The sequence below is a fragment of the Pseudomonas sp. P7759 genome (assembly GCF_013386445.1).
Taxonomy (GTDB): Bacteria; Pseudomonadota; Gammaproteobacteria; order Pseudomonadales; family Pseudomonadaceae; genus Aquipseudomonas; species Aquipseudomonas azotoformans_A.
In genome coordinates, this window is sequence record NZ_JACART010000039.1 from 139,446 (window position 1) to 157,197 (window position 17,752).

The window sequence follows — 17,752 nt, forward strand, 5'->3', positions numbered from 1 at the left end:
GCCCCTTGATCTTAAGAGCAGAAATCCAGCGGCAACCGGCGCGGTACGAACTGGCCCTGGCCGAGTTGTTCGGCGTCACGCAGGGTGCGCCAAGTGTAGTTGAGGGCCGATTGTACGGCGCTCACCAAGCCTTCGCCCTGGGCAATCCGACCGGACAGCGCACTGGCCAACGTACAGCCCGAACCGTGATAGCTGCCGGGCAGGCGCTGGCAGGTAAAGGTCTGGCGCGTGCCGTCGCGGCTGTAGAGGCGGTTGTGCACTTCATGCTCGTCGCCATGGCCGCCGGTGATCAGCAGGTGCTTGATGTACGGCAGTAGCTTCTCGGCGCATTCGTCCGCCGTGCCTTCAGGCAGCTCCGCGAGGATGCGCGCTTCCGGCAGGTTGGGCGTGGCGATCAACGACAGCGGGAAAAGCCGCTCGCGCATCGCATAACCGACCTCGTCCTTGCCCAGGCTGCCACCGCCGCCGGCGCGCAGCACCGGGTCGCACACCACCGGCAGGTGCGGATGCGCCTGCAGCAGTTCGACGACGGTGTCGACCATCGCGGTAGAGCCGAGCATGCCCAGCTTGACCGCCGCCACCTCGGAATCGCCGAGCACGGCATTGGCCTGGGCCAGTACCCACTCGCGGTCGAGCACGCGAAAATCGCTGACATTGACGGTGTTTTGCACGGTCAAGGCGGTGACGGCCGCAGCGGCATGGCAACCCTGGGCGAGCAGGGCTTCGATATCTGCCTGCAAGCCGGCGCCACCACTGGGGTCATGGCCGGAGAGACAGAGGACAACGGGACGAGAGCTGTAGATATTCATGGTGCGCGAGCTTACCACCAAACGCTTTTGGCGGGGCCGTCTGGCGATGGTTGAATTTTGCCATCGAAGTGACGCTTTTTTGGCGGTTTCACGGCCGATAAAAATCGCTGAAAGCCGCGTTCTAGAGCCTTTCAAAAAATTATTTCAATGGTGCCTAGTGGCCTTTAGCAGCTATGCTAGAGTGGATCCAAACTACTAACTGTATTGCCGGTGTACGTCTTCTCAAAAGGAATGGGGGGCTTTTTGACATAACCGGACAGGCCACGCTGGGGCTCTATGCGCTATTTGCTGATTTTATTGTTGTGCGGGCTACCGATGCTCGCCAACGCCATCGAGTTCAACCAGGACACGCTAAGCCTGCCGTTGGGCCGAGCCATGCAAGTGCTCGAAGACCCGACCGATGCCCTCACCATCGCGGATGTCAGTGCGCCGTCCGCCACCGCGCAGTTCAAACCCCACGATAAAGACACCCTGAATGCCGGCTACTCGCGCTCGGTGTTCTGGCTCAAGGTCAATCTGCAGTACCTGCCCACTAATCCCGAAGCGCAGCGTACCTGGTTGCTGGAGCTGGCGTACCCACCGCTCGACCATCTGGACCTGTACCTGCCCGACAGCTCTGGCAGTTATCGCCTGGCCGGGCGCACCGGGGATGCGCTGCCGTTTTCCGCCCGTGAAATCCGCCAGAACAACTACCTGTTCAAGGTCGACTTTACGCCGGGCGAGGCAAAAACCCTGTACCTGCGCCTGCAAAGCGAAGGTTCGATCCAGGCGCCTCTGACGCTCTGGTCCAGCACCGCCTACCTGGAGCAACAGCCGCTGCGCCTGTATGTGCTGGGCCTGATCTATGGCGTGTTGCTGGGGATGCTGGTCTATAACCTGTTCATCTACCTCAGCGTGCGCGACACCAGCTACCTCTATTACATCTTCTATATCGCCTCGTTCGGCATGTACCAGCTGTCGGTCAACGGCGCGGCGGTGGAGTATTTCTGGCCGAACAATCCCTGGTGGGCGAACGCCGCGACGCCATTCCTGATCGGCTCGGCGGCGTTGTTCGGCAGCCTGTTTGCGCGCAGCTTTTTGCACACGGCCCAGCACAGTCGCTGGATCAACCGGCTGTTGCTGGCGTTGGTGGCCTGCGGTGGCGTGGTGATGCTGCTGTCGCTGATGACCAGCTACGCCCTGGCGTTGCGCCTGGCCACCGGTTTGGCCCTGGTGTTTACCGTGACCATCTTCGTCGCGGCCATCAAGGCCTGGTACTGCGGCCAGCGCGTGGCGCGCTATTTCATCATCGCCTGGTCGGCATTCCTGCTGGGCGGGGTGGTGAATACGCTGATGGTGCTGGGTTATCTGCCCAATGTATTCCTGACCATGTACTCCAGCCAGATTGGCTCGGCGATTGAAGTGGCGCTGCTGTCCCTGGCCCTGGCCGACCGCATCAATTCCATGCGCGAGCAACAGGCGCAGATCCTGTTCGATGCCAGTCAGAAGCTTGAAGTGCTCAACCAGCAATTGGCGCGCAGCAACCGCCTCAAGGATGAGTTCCTCGCCACCCTGACCCACGAACTGCGCACGCCGATGAACGGCGTGATCGGCTCCCTCGAACTGATGCAGACCGTGCCCCTGGACGTGGACCTGGCGCAATACCATCAAACCGCCGCCGGTTCGGCGCGGGACATGATGCGCATGGTCAACGGCATCCTCACCCTCACCGAACTGCAGGCCGGCCGCTTGAGTCCCCAGCCCCAGGTGTTCAGCCTGCGCGGCACGCTCGACACCTTGCGCCAGCAGTTCACCGCCAGCGCCCAGAGCAAAGGCCTGGCGTTCTCCATCGATGTGGCGGACGAGTTGCCGGACCGCGTACTGGGCGACGCCGACAAACTGCTGCAGTGCCTGGATTGCCTGCTGGACAACGCCTTCAAGTTCACCCACGAAGGCTCGGTGCGCCTGCGCGTGGTCGGCGTGCCCCAGAGTGACGGTGGCTTGCGCTTGAGCTTTATCGTGACCGATACCGGTATCGGCTTTGCCTTCCTTGACGAGGCGACCCTGTATCAGCGGTTCTTCCAACTGGATGGTTCCATGACCCGCGAGTACGGCGGCCTGGGTATCGGCCTGGCGATCTGCCGGCAACTGATCGAGCTGCTGGGCGGGCGTCTGACCCATCATTCCGAGCCGCGCAAAGGCAGCCGTTTCCAGCTGGAAGTGGAGGTCAGCCCGCTAGCACCTGAATCCAAGCCTGCGCCGGATAAGCAGCGCGCACCGCAGGAGTGTTCGGTGTTGTTGGTGGATGACAATAGCGTCGGCCAATTGGTGGTGCGCGGCATGCTGCTCAAGCTCGGTTACCGGGTAAAAACCGTGGACACTGGCCCGAACGCTTTAGCCGCCTTGCAAGCAGGAGATTTCGACGCGGTACTGTTGGATATTCCTGAAGGTGGTTTCTCGTTGTGCTGTCAGATCCGTGCTCTGCCTGGCTGCGGTGAGCTGCCGGTGATCGCTTTGAGTACGTCGCTTAATGTGTCAGAGCGCGAGCACTGTCATGGTATCGGCCTCTCTGAGCGCCTGGCCAAGCCTGTGCGTTTCGAGGCTTTGCAGGCGGTGTTGGCACGTCGGTTGTTGTGTCCGGTAGAGGGCGAAAGCGCCGTGCATTCGGCGGGTATGCCACTTTTTTAAGCGGTATGACGGTGCTTAACTGAATTTAAGGCCTCAACTGAACGGGGCCTTTTTCCAGGAGGCCCATCATGAACCTGCATCAGTTTGCCGAAACCCACGACGTCACCAACCAGCCACCGTCCCTGGACGGCACCAACCTGTACCGCATCGATTTGCCCCTGCAGGACTGGTCGCGCCGCTTTGGCGCGGGCTGGGCAGAAGCGCGTATCGATGCCTACGGTGCGCTGGCGGGTGGGCCGTTGATGGAGGCCGGGTTCCTGGCGAACCAGAACAAACCGGTGTTCAGCAGCCATGACCGTTATGGTCATCGCATCGACCTGGTGGAGTTTCACCCGGCTTACCACGAACTGATGCGCACCGCCGTCGAACATGGCTTGCCGTCGCTGCCTTGGGCACATCCGCAGTCCGGCGCCCATGTGGCCCGCGCCGCCATGACTTATTTGCACAGCCAGGCGGAAGCCGGTACCGGTTGCCCACTGACCATGACCTTCGCCTGTGTCCCGGCCCTGCGCTTGCAACCGGACCTGGCCAAGACCTGGCTGCCGAAAATCCTCAATACTCAATACGACCCGCGCAATGTCGGCATCGCTCACAAGGCCGGTGCCACTATCGGCATGGCCATGACCGAGAAACAGGGCGGCACCGACGTGCGCGCCAACACCACCCGTGCTTACCCGGTGGGCGCTGGTGGGCCGGGCCAGGCTTATGAACTGGTGGGCCACAAGTGGTTTTGCTCGGCCCCGATGTGCGATGCCTTCCTGACCCTGGCGCAAACTGACAAGGGGCTGACCTGCTTCCTGCTGCCCCGGCACCGCCCGGATGACACGCGCAACGAGTTCTACATCCAGCGCCTGAAAAACAAACTCGGCAACTGCTCCAATGCCTCCAGCGAAGTGGAGTTCCGTGGCGCCCTGGCCTGGATGATCGGTGAAGAAGGGCGTGGCGTGCCAACCATCATCGAGATGGTTGCCATGACCCGCTTCGATTGCATGGTCGGTTCCAGTGCCTTGATGCGCCAGGCGCTGACCCAGGCCAGCCATCATTGTGCCCATCGTTCGGTGGGGGGCCGGGTACTCAGTGAGCAACCCTTGATGCAAAACGTGTTGGCGGACCTGGCGCTGGAAAGCGAATCCGCGTTGGCCCTGAGCATGCGCATGGGCAGGGCCCTGGATAACCTGGGCGATGAGCAGGAAGCCAAGTTCGCCAGGCTGGTGACGGCGGTCGGCAAGTATTGGATCTGCAAACGCGCCCCGGCCATGATCAATGAAGCCGCCGAGTGCATGGGCGGTGCCGGGTACGTCGAGGACAGCATCCTGCCGCGCCTGTACCGTGAGGCGCCGGTGAATTCGACGTGGGAAGGTTCCGGCAACGTGCAATGCCTGGACGTGCTGCGCGCGTTGTCAAAAGAGCCGGGCGTGCTGGAAGCGCTGTTTGTCGAACTGGGGAATGGGCACGGCGACCGGTTGCTGGCGCGGCATATCGAACAGCTGAAGTCGGCGTTCATGGACACCCAGGACATCCAATACCGCGCGCGGCAGCTCACCGAAGACATCGCGGTGGCATTGCAGGCCAAGCTGTTGCTGGAAGCCGGCAATGCAGCGGTCAGCGATGGGTTTATCGCCAGTCGTTTGGGTGAATCGTCCGGCCGGGTGTATGGCACGTTGCCGCGAGGTGTGGATGTAGCGGCGATTGTCGCCAGGTCCACACCTTGTTGATTGCATTCAAAGTTTGCGTCTGACGGGGATACAGGCAAGATAAAGGCCTGCACGTCAGAACACAGGATGCTTACCGTGACCGAAGCTTTTGTTGTCGTTCAAACCGCCGAAGAAGCCGTGGATCGGCTGGCGGCCCTGCATGAGCGCGCCACGGGCGCGCTTAATCAAGCCCTCAAGCAATATCTGAAGGACCGCGTCGAACCCGACGCCGAGCAACGTGCGTTGTTTCGCTACCCGGAACTGCGCCTGACCTACCACTGCCACGGCGAAGTCCCACAGACCACTCGCGCATATGCCAAGGTTCAGTTGCCGGGGACCTACAGCGTCACCGTCACCCATCCTGCGGCGTTCCGTAAATATCTGCTGGAGCAACTGGTGCCGCTGATGCACGACTTCACCGTGACGGTGGAAGTCGGCGTCAGCCAGCAGAACATCCCGTACCCGTACGTGGTGGAGCAGGGCGATGAACTGGCCGGCTCCGGCGTGACTGCGGCGACCCTGGCCCGCGTGTTCCCGAGCACCGACCTGTCGGCCGCCACCGATGGCATCGCCGACGGCCTGTACGATTGGGAAAACACCGACCCGCTGCCCCTGGCACTGTTCGATGCGGCGCGCGTGGACTTTTCCCTGCGCCGCCTGGTGCACTACACCGGCAGCGACTGGCGCCATGTGCAGCCGTGGATCCTGCTGACCAACTACCACCGTTATGTCGACCAGTTCATCCTGCATGGCCTGGAACAACTGCGCAGCGACCCGCGTTTTATTCGTATGGTGCTGCCGGGCAACGTGGTGATCGACAAAGCGATGGACCACGGTGAAGCCTCCGCCATTGCCGCAGGCGTGGTCTGGCACCGCTACCAGATGCCGGCTTATCACTTGCAAGCCACTGACGGCCACGGCGTGACCTTGGTCAACATTGGCGTCGGCCCGTCCAACGCGAAGAACATCACCGACCACCTGGCCGTGCTGCGTCCGCATTGCTGGCTGATGATCGGCCACTGCGGCGGCCTGCGCCAATCCCAGACCATCGGCGACTATGTACTGGCTCACGCCTACATGCGCCGCGACGGGATTCTCGACCGCGTGGTGCCGCCGAACATCCCGATCCCGGCCCTGGCTGAAGTGCAGTTGGCCTTGCAGCAAGCGGCGGCCAACGTCACCGGCGAAAAAGGCGAAGAACTGAAAAAACGCCTGCGCACCGGCACCGTGCTGACCTACGACGACCGCAACTGGGAACTGCGCTGGGCCCAGGAACGGCCGCTGATCAACCTGTCCCGCGCCGTGGCCGTGGACATGGAAAGCGGCACTATCGCCGCCCAGGGTTATCGCTTGCGGGTGCCGTACGGTACGTTGCTGTGTGTTTCGGACAAGCCGCTGCACAGCGAGATCAAGCTGCCGGGCTCGGCCAACGCGTTCTATGAGCGTGCGGTGAGCCAGCACTTGAAGATCGGCATCGAAGCGGTGGATTTGCTGCGCACCGAACTCAATTCGCTGCACTCGCGCAAACTGCGCAGCTTCGACGAGCCGCCGTTTCGCTAAGCGGTTGGGATGGTCATTTAACGGTCAGGCCACTAGCATTGTCGGTCCTGACCGTTAGATGTTCCTTGCCATGTCCCGTCCCACCCGTCCCGATTCGCGCCGCCCTGGCGTGAAACCTCCGTATTCCGCCGCGCGGCGTGTCGCCAAGGCGCCACCGGCGGAGCCGAAATTGATCCTGTTCAATAAACCCTTCGACGTGCTGACCCAGTTCAGCGACGAAGGCGGGCGCGCGACCCTCAAGGATTTCATCGACATTCCCGGCATCTACCCGGCGGGCCGTCTGGACCGTGACAGCGAAGGCTTGTTGCTGCTGACCAATGATGGCCAGTTGCAGGCGCGGATTGCCGACCCCAAGCACAAGCTGGCGAAAACCTATTGGGTGCAGGTGGAAGGCGAACCGACCGAAGAACAGCTGCAACGCCTGCGCGACGGTGTCGAGTTGAATGACGGCAAGACCTTGCCTGCGCAAGCACGGCAGTTGGACGAGCCCGAGTTATGGCCACGCAACCCGCCGGTGCGCTTTCGCAAAAACATACCGACTTACTGGCTTGAATTGGTGATTCGCGAGGGGCGTAACCGCCAGGTACGGCGCATGACCGCTGCCGTGGGGTTGCCTACCTTGCGCCTGGTGCGGGTGCGCATTGGCGAGTGGACGATCGACGGCCTGGATCAAGGCCAGTGGAAGGAAGTACCGGCGCGCTTATAAGGCGCCGGACTCGATCAGGCCGATCACTACGCTCTTGATGATGAACGCGGCCACGCCCAGGCCCAACACGAAGAACAGGATAAACGAGCCAAAACGCCCGGCCTTGGACTTCTTCGCCAGGTCCCAGACGATAAAGCCCATGAAAATGATCAGGATGGTGACCAGGCCGGTCATCATCCATTCTTCAAAGAGGGCGGGGTCGATGTTGTTCATGGGGACTTCCGACAGGGCAAGAGGGCAGTATACGGCAGCGTCAAAGGCGCAACATTGACCTGCGTCGTGCACGGTCAAAATGTGGGAGCGGGCTTGCTCGCGAATGCGGTGTATCAGTCATATAGGTATTAACTGACAGACTGCATTCGCGAGCAAGCCCGCTCCCACAGGGGATCTGCATTGTTCTTGAGATCAGGTGCGCAGGTGCGTCAGCGGCAACTCTGTGCTGTTGAGCACCTGGTTCAGCACAAAGCTGGAGCGCACGCTGGTCACGCCTTCAATACGGGTCAGGTGACCCAGCAGCAGTTTCTGGTAGTGGTCCATGTCCGGCACCACTACTTTCAGCTGATAGTCCGCATCCATCCCGGTGACCAAACTGCATTCCAGCACCTGGGGCAGGGTGCGGATCGCCGCTTCGAAGTTCTCGAAACGCTCGGGGGTGTGGCGGTCCATGCCGATCAGCACATAGGCGGTCAGGCTCAGGCCAAGCATCTTGCGGTCGAGCAAGGCGACCTGGCGAGCGATGTAGCCGTCATCCTCCAACTGCTTGACCCGGCGCGAGCACGGCGACGGCGACAAGCCGATGCGTTCGGCCAGCTCCTGGTTGGAGATCCTCGCATCACGTTGCAATTCCGCCAAAATACTCAGGTCGTATCGGTCAAGCTTGCTCATTGGGATGGCCTATGTCGTAACTATTGCGGTGAATTATCCATGAAGGGTTAAAAATTGCGCAAGCACTGTTTATTGACGCAATCTTCGCAATCATCTGTCGGGCGCTGGCGGGTATCTTTATCAACAGAATCACCGCCTGGACAACAGTCCACAGCAGCCCGCCCAATCAGGCCCGCTGCGGCCGCCACCCCAGCAGGGTTGAGCCGGCCTCCAGGCTGCACACTGTCCACAAGACGGCGTGAGGTGAGCCAACGTCAAAAGCGTTGAGCCAGGACGAAGTTCTCAAGGGGTGGCCGACGGGTCACCCCTTTTCTTTTGCCTGCTGATAACCTGTCCGAGAACCGGGCCTGGCTTTTCCAGTCTCATGGACAGGCCCTAATCCGCAGTGAGGAATAGCATGAAGCGCATCTGGCGTTTGGCAGGTGTAGGTTTGCTGGTTGTCACCATTGGCGCCCAGGCAGTGGCCGACGAACGGGACAACGGGCCGCGCGGTGAGGGCGGTGGTCAGCATGAAAGAGGGCCGCAGGGCGCACGGCCAGGGGGCGGTAATGAACAGCCGCGTCCGCAGAACAATCAGCCACGGCCGGAAAACAACCAGCCACGCCCGCAGAATCAGCATTTTGATCGCGGTGGCCAGAACGGTGGTGGTCAATGGCAAGGGCGTCCGCAAGGCAATGAGCAGGGGCGGCCAGTGCAGCAGCCACAACCCCAGCCTTCAAGTAACCTGCCGATCCAAAGTCGCCCCGACACCGTGCGCCAGACCCAGGAACCACGCCAGGGCTATTACCGCGACATCCCTCGACGCAATGACGGCAACCAGCACTGGGAAGCCGGCGGCCCAGGCTCACGTCCCGGTAACAATGGCGGTGGGTACAACAATGGCAATGGTCATCCCGGCGACAACCGCTGGCCCGGTCGCCCCGACGGCCATGGCAACGGTTGGGGCCCTGGCCCGCAACATCGCCCAGGCTACGTGATCGACCGTTTCCCTGATCGCAATTACCGCGTGCCTTACCGTGGCCAGGATTACTTCTACTCCGGCGGCTATTGGTACCGTCCGCAAGGCCCGCGCTACGTGGTGGTGACGCCACCGTACGGCATCCGTGTGCATTACCTGCCGGACTACGCGCGTGAAGTGTGGATCGGCAGCGCGCTGTTCTTCCTCGCGGCGGGTTCCTACTACACCTACGAAAGCAGTTCCCAGCAGTACGTGGTGGTGCAACCGCCGGCCGCCGTACCGGCACCGCAGCCCGCGCCGCAAGGCAATGGCTATGACGTGGTGGCGTACCCCGCCAACGGCCAGTCACCGGCCCAGGTGCAGCAGGACGGGTATGACTGTTATCGCTGGGCCGTGCAGCAAAGTGGCTTCGACCCGCAGCAAGTCACCTACGCCCCCGATCCGGCGGTGGTGCAAACCTACCGCCAGGCCCAAGGCAACTGCCTGAGCAGTCGTGGTTATCAGGTGCAGTACTAGGTTTTATTGCCGGTGACCACTTCCCGCGGGTCGGCGTGCACCAGCACTTCGGCACGCGGGTAAGCCTTGTGAATCGCATCGGCGGCCTGGTCGCTGATGCCGTGGGCCACTGACAGCGTCAATTCCCCCGGCAATTCCAGGTGCAGCTGCACAAACCAGTGGCTGCCGGAAATCCGCGTGCGCAAATCATGCGCGCCCAAGACGCCCGGTACGCCACGGGCAAGTTCCAGCATGTGCTGGCTGACGTCCGGTGGTAGTTCTTCATCCATCAATACCGCAAAGCTTTCACGGGCGATCTGGATGGCGCTCCACAAAATGTAGGCGGCAATGCCCAGGCCGAACCAGGCGTCGACCTGATGGTAGCCAAACCCCGCCAACACCAGCGCCACCAAAATGCTGCCGTTGAGCATCAGGTCAGAGCGGTAGTGCAATGAGTCCGCGCGCACGGCGTTGGAGCCGGTTTCGCGGATCACCCGGTGTTGCAGCATCAGCAACGCCACGGTCAGCACCAGGGAAAACACGATCACGCCAATGCTCAACCACGGCGCGCCCACCGGTTCCGGGTGTTGCAGACGCTGATAGGCCTGGAACGCGATCAACACCGCACTGCCACCGATAAACAGCGCCTGGGCCATGCCCGACAGCGACTCCGCCTTGCCGTGCCCATAACGGTGATCGTCATCGGCCGGGCGCAGGGCGTAGTGCACTGCCAGCAGGTTCAGCAGCGAGGTCACGCCGTCCAACAGCGAGTCGGTCAACCCGGCGAGCATGCTCACCGAGCCGCTGAGCCACCAGGCGATGGCCTTGGTGATAATCAGCGCACAAGCCACGCCCACCGAGGCGCGAGTGGCCAGGCGCAGGAGCCTGGCGTGTTCGGGACTGCTGGTCATAGGCGGCTCGGATCCTTAAGCGGCGGGTTGCAGGCCCAGGCTGGCGAGCTGTTGCACGCTGCCCTTGAACTGGATCATGCGCGGGTCGTCCAGCGGCAGGCTGCGGCCGGTTTCGTTCTGGATGATGCTTTGCAGCTTGGCGTTGTCGACCTTGCCGTCGGCGCCGATGGCTTCGTGAAGTTTTTGCGGGTCGACCTGGGCGGTCTTGCCCGGTTCGAAGTAGATGGCACCGGTGGCGAAGTCCACGCCGAACGCGATCAGGCCGGGGATCACATAGAACAGCAGGCCCACGGCGTCGAGCACGGCAATGGTCGGGTCGATCTTGCCGTCGATCTGGCCACGGCGGTCCGGATAGAAGATCGAACCGCAGGCCGTCAATTGGCTCAGCAGGGTGACGGCGAGGACACCGCCAATGACACGGGAAGCGATACGCATGGAGACTCTCCTGAACACGGTTGATACGGGACTATATAGCAACGGCCTTATGGCAATGGCCTTGAGACCATCGTCGGCACTCGGCAGTTCGCCGTTATACTCGCCGCTCTGCTTTGGAGCCAGTATGAATTCGTTGCCGATTGATGAAGTTTTACCTGCACTGCGTGACGCCTTGGCGAATCGCCATGAAGCCGTGCTCGAAGCGCCCCCCGGCGCCGGTAAAACCACCCGCGTGCCCTTGGCATTATTGAACGAACCCTGGCTGGCCGGGCAGACCATCCTGATGCTAGAACCGCGCCGTCTTGCAGCCCGTGCGGCGGCCGAACGCTTGGCCAGTGAGTTGGGCGAAAAGGTCGGTGAAACCGTCGGCTATCGCATTCGTCTGGACAGCAAAGTCGGCCCCAACACGCGCATCGAAGTGGTCACCGAAGGCATCCTCACGCGCCGCCTGCAGGATGACCCGGCGCTGGACGGCGTGGGTTTGTTGATCTTCGACGAATTCCACGAACGCAGCCTCGACGCCGACCTGGCGCTGGCCCTGAGTCTCAACGGCCGCGAACTGTTTCGCGATGATCAACCGCTGAAAATCCTGCTGATGTCCGCCACCCTTGAAGGCGAGCGCCTGGCCAGTCTGCTGGACGACGCGCCGATCCTGCGCAGCGAAGGCCGCATGTTCCCGGTGCAGATGCGCTGGGGGCGCCCTTATCAGCCCGGCGAGTTCATCGAACCGCGTGTGGTGCAGACCATTCTCGAAGCCCTGCACGACGAAACCGGCAGCGTGCTGGTGTTCCTGCCGGGGCAGGCCGAGATTCGTCGGGTCAACCAGCAACTGGCCGACGCTCTCGGCGAACGCACCGATGTGCTGCTGTGCCCGCTGCATGGCGAACTGGACCTCAACGCCCAACGCGCCGCCATCGACCCGGCCCCGGCCGGTAAACGCAAAGTGGTGCTGGCGACCAACATTGCCGAGACCAGCCTGACCATCAACGGCGTGCGCGTGGTGATCGACGCCGGGTTGGCGCGGGTGCCGCGTTTCGACCCGGGCAGCGGCATGACCCGCCTCGACACCCAACGTATCTCCCGCGCCAGCGCCACCCAGCGTGCCGGCCGGGCAGGGCGCCTGGAGCCGGGCGTGTGTTATCGCCTGTGGTCCGAGGACCAGCACGAAGGCCTGGCCGCTTATGGCAGTGCGGAAATCCTCGCCGCCGACCTGGCCGGCCTCGCCTTGCAACTCGCGCGTTGGGGTGTCACGCCTAATCAACTGGTGTGGCTGGATGTGCCGCCAACCGCTGCATACGGCCAGGCTCAGGATTTGCTGGTGCGCCTCGGCGCCTTGAATGAAGAAAAACTCACCGCCCATGGGCAGAAGATGGCCGAGTTGCCGGCCCATCCGCGTATCGCCCATCTGCTGCTGCGCGGGCAGGATCTTGGGTTGGCCTCGACGGCCTGCGACGTGGCCGCCTTGCTGGGAGAGCGCGATATCTTGCGCGGTGGCGGTGCGGATTTGCACAGTCGGTTGGCGCTGTTGTCCGGCGAAGAACGCGCACGCGGCACCCAAGGCGGCGTGCAGCGGGCCAAGCAACTGGCGCGACAATATCGCGGTTACTTGAGAGGCCAGGCGACTCAAGCCGTTGCCGACCCCGATCATCCGCGCTGGCTTGGCGCCTTGCTGGCACTGGCCTACCCGGATCGCGTCGCCCAGCAGCGTCGTCCCGGCGGTGCTGAATATCGCCTGGCCAACGGCCGCGCGGCGCTGTTCGCCGAAGCCGACAGCCTGATGAAACAAGCCTGGCTGGTCATCGCTGACCTGGGCAGCCGGCAGGGCCAGCGTGAAGAGCGCATCTATCTGGCGGCGGATTTTGATCCGGCGCTGTTCGACACGGTGCTGGCCGAGCAAGTGCGTAATGTCGACCAGCTGGATTGGGACGAACGCGAAGGCGTCCTGCGCGCCGAACGCCAACGCAAAGTCGGTGAACTGGTGCTCAGCCGCGAACCGCTCACCGGCCTCGACGAGTCCGCCCGCAGCCAGGCGCTGGTCAACCTGGTCCGCCGCAAAGGCCTGGAGCTGCTGCCGTGGACGCCGGAACTGCGCCAATGGCAGGCCCGCGTCCTGTTGTTGCGCCAGCTCGACGCCGGCAAAACCAGCGAATGGCCGGATATCAGTGACAAGGCGCTACTCGCCAGCCTCGAACACTGGCTGATGCCCTACCTGGGCAAAGTCTCGCGCTTGAGCCATTTCGCCAACCTGGACATCTCAAGCTTCCTGCACAACCTGCTGCCCTGGCCGCTGCCCCAACGTTTGGACGAACTGGCGCCGCAGCATGTGAAAGTGCCGTCGGGTTCGTCGGTGCGTTTGGACTACAGCGAACAGCCGCCGATCCTGGCGGTGCGCTTGCAGGAACTGTTCGGGCTGGCCGACACCCCGCGCATTGCTGGCGGCCGCCAGGTGGTGAAGCTTCATTTGCTGTCCCCGGCGCGGCGGCCAGTGCAGGTGACGCAGGATCTGGCGAACTTCTGGCGCAGTACTTATGCCGAGGTGAAGAAGGATTTGAAGGGGCGGTACCCCAAGCACTATTGGCCGGATGATCCATTGGTGGCCGAGGCGACGGCGCGGATCAAACCGCGCAAGTGACTATTGCGCGGCCGGTAGCAGGAACCGCGCAATCACCGGCAAATGGTTGGAAATACGCAACGTATCCTCCTGCCGCACCTTGGCTTCCACCCGCTTGATCCGCGGGCTGTAGAACAGGTAATCCAGCGTACGATCCGGCCCGTCCACGCTCGGGTCGTTGGGGAAGTGCGTCAGCCATTGCTCACGATCAATCCCGCTGGATTGGCTATTGCTCGGGATCATTGGGTATTTGTCCCACAGCAAATGCAGCTCGCTGTCCGGCGAATACTGCCTGCGTTTGGTGGCGTCCAGGCGCAGGAACTGGCCGAGGGGCAGCAGGTTGAAGTCCCCGCCGATCAGCCAGGGCGTGCCACGGCCTTCGAATTTATCCAGCAGTTTGACCGTGGTTTTGACCTGCTCCAGCACTGCGCTGCGGCCAGGAGCAACGCCGTCCAGGCGGGTGTTGAGCACCGCGAGTTGGCCGCCATCGCTCAAGGGCAGGTAGGTCAGGAGCAAGGCGGGCTTGGGCTGGAACTGGCGGCTAAGGATGTTGGCCTCGGGCGTCGGCAATTGCAGGCGTTCGGCGTGTTCGATCTGGTAGCGGCTGAGGGTCGCCAGTTTGCGGCCGACACTGCCGAAGATGTGCAGGTCTGGCACGAAGTCGGCTTTCCAGTCGAAGGCCTGGGCGCTGCACGGGTAGAGGTCGACCAGGCGCTCCTGCAAAAGGGCCAGTTGGTCCTGGTAGTGGGAAGGCTTGGCGTTTTCGTCGAGTTCCTGCAGCAGGAGGATGTCGGGCTGTTCATCGCGAATCACCCGCGCCACTTCGTCGAGGCTGGCGGCCATGTCTTCCACGGTGGGGCGGTCGTCGGGGCCGCTGCCGTCGGCGGTGTCGTACCAGAACACATAGTTCTTGCCGGCCAGGTATTGCACGTTCCAGGTCATGACCTTGAGCGCTTGCCCCGGCAACAGCGTGGGCGCGCGGGGTGCGACGCAGCTCACCGGCAGGGTTTCCTTCGCCTCGGGGCGCCAGGTCAGGCTGTAGATCAGGGCGGTGAGCAGGCCTGCAATGATCAACAGGCCCAGCAAGGTGATGCGCAATAAACGGGTCATCGGCTCGGCTTATAGCGTTTCAGAGGTGGCACGGAGCATATCACCGCGCGTCGGCATCGCCACCGATCAGCATGAATAAACGGAACAGCACCACGCTGGTAAACAGCTGCAGGAAGCTGTGGGCGCTGTCCAGAAACAGCCCCAGCAGCGGCGCGGGCGTTGGGTAGGCCGCAACGCTGGCGCCTTTGAGCAACCACAGCGGCGTCATCACACACAGCAGGCACACCAGGATCAGCCAGAAATGCCCACGGCTCAGGCGGAAACTTTCCTTCATTGCCGCCAACGCTGGCATGCCGCGCAGCACCAGCAAGTACTCGGCAAACGCCAGTACCACCATCAGCCACAGCCCCGGCAGGAAATACAGCGACAGCCCCAGCAGAATCAGCAGCGTGCTCATGGCCGTCAGCAGGGCGAAGCGCGGCCATAGCGTGAGGGCCATGGCCCACACATCTTTAGTGCGCGGCGATTCGCCACGGGTGCGAGCGTCCAGAAACAGGATCAGCGCGCCGGTATACAGCGGGTACACCAGCAACCCCACCACCACGCTATAGCCGGGAAACGCATCCGGGCCGACGACGTGGTTGAGCACCTGTTGCAGCAGGGCTTCGAAAATCACCAACGGCAGACACAGCTGGACGATGGCGCCCAGGTTGCGTTGGGTGAAACGGAAGGAGTCGCGCAGCACGTCTAACGGATTCATCAAGTTCATCGCAGGCCTGAAAGCAAGGGCAACACTTTAACCGATCATCACCGGAGGTAAGCAAACGTAAACCTTGAGTAAAGACCATTGAAACAACTCGTAACACCCCCATAACTAGGACGGCGCCTGATTAAAGGCGAGACCACGATTTCTACCGGCAATCTAACGAGGTCGCCATGAACAGCGAAGAGCAAACCCTGATCGATGGACTGTTTTCACGGTTGCAACAAGCCGAAACGGACTCAGCCCCCCGCGACGCCCAGGCCGAAGCGCGGATCAAGGAGCACATGACGCGCCAACCGGCGGCCGGGTATTACATGACCCAGTCGATCCTGGTGCAGGAACATGCGCTCAAGAGCCTCGACGCGCAGAACAAGCAGCAGGCGCAACAGATCCAGCAATTGCAGGAAGAGCTGCAGCGGGCTAAATCCGCGCAGCCTGCTCCGGCGAGCAGCGGTGGTTTCCTGTCGAGCATCTTTGGCGGTGGCGGTTCCCGTGATCAGCAGCCGGCTCAAAGTGCACCGCCGTCTTCCGGTGGCGGCTGGCGCGAACCGGCGCGGCCTGGGTTCAGCCAGCCTGCACCGCAGCAGAATTATCAACAACCTGCTCCGGCCGCTCCGGTGGGCAGCGGCTTTCTCGGCGGCGCGATGAAAACTGCGGCTGGCGTAGCCGGTGGTGTGTTGCTGGCCGAAGGCATCAGCAGCCTGTTCAACCACAGCTCGCAACAGCCGCAAGTCGTGGAAGAAATCATCCGCGAAGAGCCAGCGCCTGCCAGTGACAACGGCAACTGGGGCAACGACGACCAGAAGTACGCCGGCAATGACAGCTGGGGCAGCAACAACTCGGACAGCTTTGCCGACAGCGATTATTCCGACGACTCTTCTTCTTTCGGCGATGACGATTCCTTCGTCTGACCCACGCAGACCGGGGCGACTAGTCGCCCCGGTCTGATTTTTCCCGGAAACCTTCTCGCGGCTGGCATACTGGCACCCTTTCCGGGCCCTGGCGCCTGGCTGTCATGAGGAAGTGCGGTGAAGAAAATTGCAGTGTTCGCCGATGTGCAAAACCTCTATTACACCGTCCGCCAGGCCTATGGTTGCCACTTCAACTACGCCGCGCTGTGGGCTGACATCAGCTCGCGCGGGCAGATCGTCGAGGCGTACGCGTATGCCATCGACCGTGGCGACAGCAAGCAGCAGCAATTCCAGCAGATCCTGCGCAACCTGGGCTTTACGGTAAAACTCAAGCCCTACATCCAGCGCAGCGACGGCTCGGCCAAGGGCGACTGGGACGTGGGCATCACCATCGACATCATGGACGCCGCCGACCACGTCGACGAAATCGTGCTGGCTTCCGGTGACGGTGATTTCGACATGCTGCTCGACCGGGTTACCCACAAGCATGGCGTCGAAGCCGTGGCTTATGGTGTACCAGGGCTGACGGCCAATTCATTGATACGCGCCGCCAGCCGTTATGTGCCGATCGAAGGCGCGTTGTTGCTCAAATAAATGCCAAGACGGAGTTGGAACAGGTTTGGAACGTATAGCGGTCATCGACTTTGAAACCACCGGCATCACCCCGAGCAGCCACTGCCGGGCCACGGAAATCGCGGTGGTCATCCTTGAGCGTGGCCAGATCGTGGACCGCTACCAGAGCCTGATGAAAACCGGCGTGCATGTGCCCGCGTTCATCGAACAACTCACCGGCATCAGCAACGCCATGCTGCGCAGCGCGCCGCCGGCGGAGCGGGTGATGAATGAGGTCAATGAGTTCGTCGGCGTCACACCGTTGCTGGCGCACAACGCCGCGTTCGACCAGAAGTTCTGGGACTTTGAGCTGGGTCTGATTCGCCGGACGCGCTTGCAGAAGTTCGCCTGCTCACTGCTACTGGCGCGTCGCCTCATGCCATCGGCGCCCAACCACAAGCTCGGCACGCTGAACGCCTACGCCCAACTGCCCCACACCGGCAAGGCCCACCGGGCGATGGCGGATGCGGAGATGGCGGCCAACCTCACGGCCCATTTGGCCCAAGAGCTGCGTGGTACGCATGGCTTGCGTGAACTGTCCCACGACCTGCTGTGCACCTTGCAGAAAGTGCCGGCGGCGAAGATCAATGAGCACCTGATGAAGCATCGCGGGTTCTGACCTCGCCACAAATCCGTGTGGGAGGGTGCTTTTGTGGTGAGCGGGCTTTTTGTGGTGAGCGGGCTT

General features: G+C 62.3%; 16 protein-coding genes. 9 read left to right on the forward strand and 7 right to left on the reverse strand.

Annotated elements, in window-relative coordinates; translation table 11 throughout:
- Positions 1 to 11: 11 nt before the first annotated feature.
- A complete protein-coding gene (locus HX823_RS24645) occupies positions 12 to 809 on the reverse strand; it encodes a hydroxymethylpyrimidine/phosphomethylpyrimidine kinase (protein ID WP_038847526.1) in 798 nt (265 codons plus the stop codon).
- Between the two features lie 276 nt (positions 810 to 1,085).
- Between HX823_RS24645 and HX823_RS24650 the strand changes: the two genes are divergently transcribed.
- From HX823_RS24650 to HX823_RS24665, 4 genes are all read left to right on the forward strand, one after another.
- Positions 1,086 to 3,476 carry a 7TM diverse intracellular signaling domain-containing protein gene (locus HX823_RS24650; protein WP_177077128.1) on the forward strand — a complete coding sequence of 797 codons (2,391 nt, stop codon included), beginning with the start codon at positions 1,086 to 1,088 and terminating at the stop codon, positions 3,474 to 3,476.
- Positions 3,477 to 3,544: 68 nt separating this feature from the next.
- Positions 3,545 to 5,191, forward strand: a complete 1,647-nt coding sequence (locus HX823_RS24655; RefSeq protein ID WP_177077130.1) for an acyl-CoA dehydrogenase family protein — start codon at positions 3,545 to 3,547, stop codon at positions 5,189 to 5,191.
- 66 nt (positions 5,192 to 5,257) lie between these two features.
- Positions 5,258 to 6,730 (forward strand): AMP nucleosidase, encoded by a 1,473-nt coding sequence (amn, locus tag HX823_RS24660; protein ID WP_161634128.1) that lies wholly within the window; start codon positions 5,258 to 5,260, stop codon positions 6,728 to 6,730.
- 70 nt (positions 6,731 to 6,800) lie between these two features.
- Positions 6,801 to 7,436, forward strand: a complete 636-nt coding sequence (locus HX823_RS24665; RefSeq protein ID WP_038847534.1) for a pseudouridine synthase — start codon at positions 6,801 to 6,803, stop codon at positions 7,434 to 7,436.
- Here HX823_RS24665 and HX823_RS24670 read toward each other — a convergent pair.
- Together HX823_RS24670 and HX823_RS24675 are read right to left on the reverse strand one after the other, a co-directional pair.
- Positions 7,431 to 7,640, reverse strand: a complete 210-nt coding sequence (locus HX823_RS24670; RefSeq protein WP_025999909.1) for a DUF2788 domain-containing protein — start codon at positions 7,638 to 7,640, stop codon at positions 7,431 to 7,433. The genes HX823_RS24665 and HX823_RS24670 overlap by 6 nt on opposite strands.
- A 201-nt stretch (positions 7,641 to 7,841) precedes the next feature.
- Positions 7,842 to 8,321 carry an Lrp/AsnC family transcriptional regulator gene (locus HX823_RS24675; RefSeq protein WP_003194418.1) on the reverse strand — a complete coding sequence of 160 codons (480 nt, stop codon included), beginning with the start codon at positions 8,319 to 8,321 and terminating at the stop codon, positions 7,842 to 7,844.
- A 397-nt stretch (positions 8,322 to 8,718) separates the two neighbouring features.
- Here HX823_RS24675 and HX823_RS24680 point away from each other — a divergent pair, with 397 nt between their 5' ends.
- The gene (locus HX823_RS24680; protein WP_177077132.1) at positions 8,719 to 9,795 is read left to right on the forward strand and encodes a DUF6515 family protein; all 1,077 of its coding nucleotides are present in this window, start codon (positions 8,719 to 8,721) and stop codon (positions 9,793 to 9,795) included.
- On the opposite strand, the gene HX823_RS24685 is transcribed toward HX823_RS24680, so the two are convergent.
- Positions 9,792 to 10,685, reverse strand: a complete 894-nt coding sequence (locus HX823_RS24685) for a cation diffusion facilitator family transporter (protein WP_033896460.1) — start codon at positions 10,683 to 10,685, stop codon at positions 9,792 to 9,794. The genes HX823_RS24680 and HX823_RS24685 overlap by 4 nt on opposite strands.
- 15 nt (positions 10,686 to 10,700) lie before the next feature.
- Complete coding sequence (locus HX823_RS24690) at positions 10,701 to 11,120, reverse strand: hypothetical protein (protein WP_016978610.1); 420 nt, start codon at positions 11,118 to 11,120, stop codon at positions 10,701 to 10,703.
- 124 nt (positions 11,121 to 11,244) lie between these two features.
- Here HX823_RS24690 and hrpB point away from each other — a divergent pair, with 124 nt between their 5' ends.
- Entirely contained in the window at positions 11,245 to 13,752 is a 2,508-nt protein-coding gene (gene hrpB / locus HX823_RS24695; protein WP_177077133.1) for an ATP-dependent helicase HrpB, read from the forward strand.
- On the opposite strand, the gene HX823_RS24700 is transcribed toward hrpB, so the two are convergent.
- Positions 13,753 to 14,841, reverse strand: a complete 1,089-nt coding sequence (locus HX823_RS24700; protein WP_177077135.1) for an endonuclease/exonuclease/phosphatase family protein — start codon at positions 14,839 to 14,841, stop codon at positions 13,753 to 13,755.
- A gap of 40 nt (positions 14,842 to 14,881) precedes the next feature.
- Positions 14,882 to 15,541, reverse strand: coding sequence for a YciC family protein (locus tag HX823_RS24705; protein ID WP_033896516.1), 660 nt, complete (start codon positions 15,539 to 15,541; stop codon positions 14,882 to 14,884).
- Positions 15,542 to 15,717: 176 nt separating this feature from the next.
- On the opposite strand from HX823_RS24705, the gene HX823_RS24710 reads away from it, so the two are divergent.
- The 3 genes from HX823_RS24710 (at position 15,718) to HX823_RS24720 (ending at position 17,686) form a co-directional block, all read left to right on the forward strand.
- Positions 15,718 to 16,455: a DUF2076 domain-containing protein gene (locus HX823_RS24710; protein ID WP_038847542.1), complete on the forward strand. Its 738-nt coding sequence runs from the start codon at positions 15,718 to 15,720 to the stop codon at positions 16,453 to 16,455.
- A 117-nt stretch (positions 16,456 to 16,572) separates the two neighbouring features.
- Positions 16,573 to 17,049 (forward strand): NYN domain-containing protein, encoded by a 477-nt coding sequence (locus tag HX823_RS24715; protein WP_177077137.1) that lies wholly within the window; start codon positions 16,573 to 16,575, stop codon positions 17,047 to 17,049.
- 25 nt (positions 17,050 to 17,074) lie between these two features.
- Positions 17,075 to 17,686: a PolC-type DNA polymerase III gene (locus HX823_RS24720; protein WP_177077139.1), complete on the forward strand. Its 612-nt coding sequence runs from the start codon at positions 17,075 to 17,077 to the stop codon at positions 17,684 to 17,686.
- Positions 17,687 to 17,752: the final 66 nt, after the last annotated feature.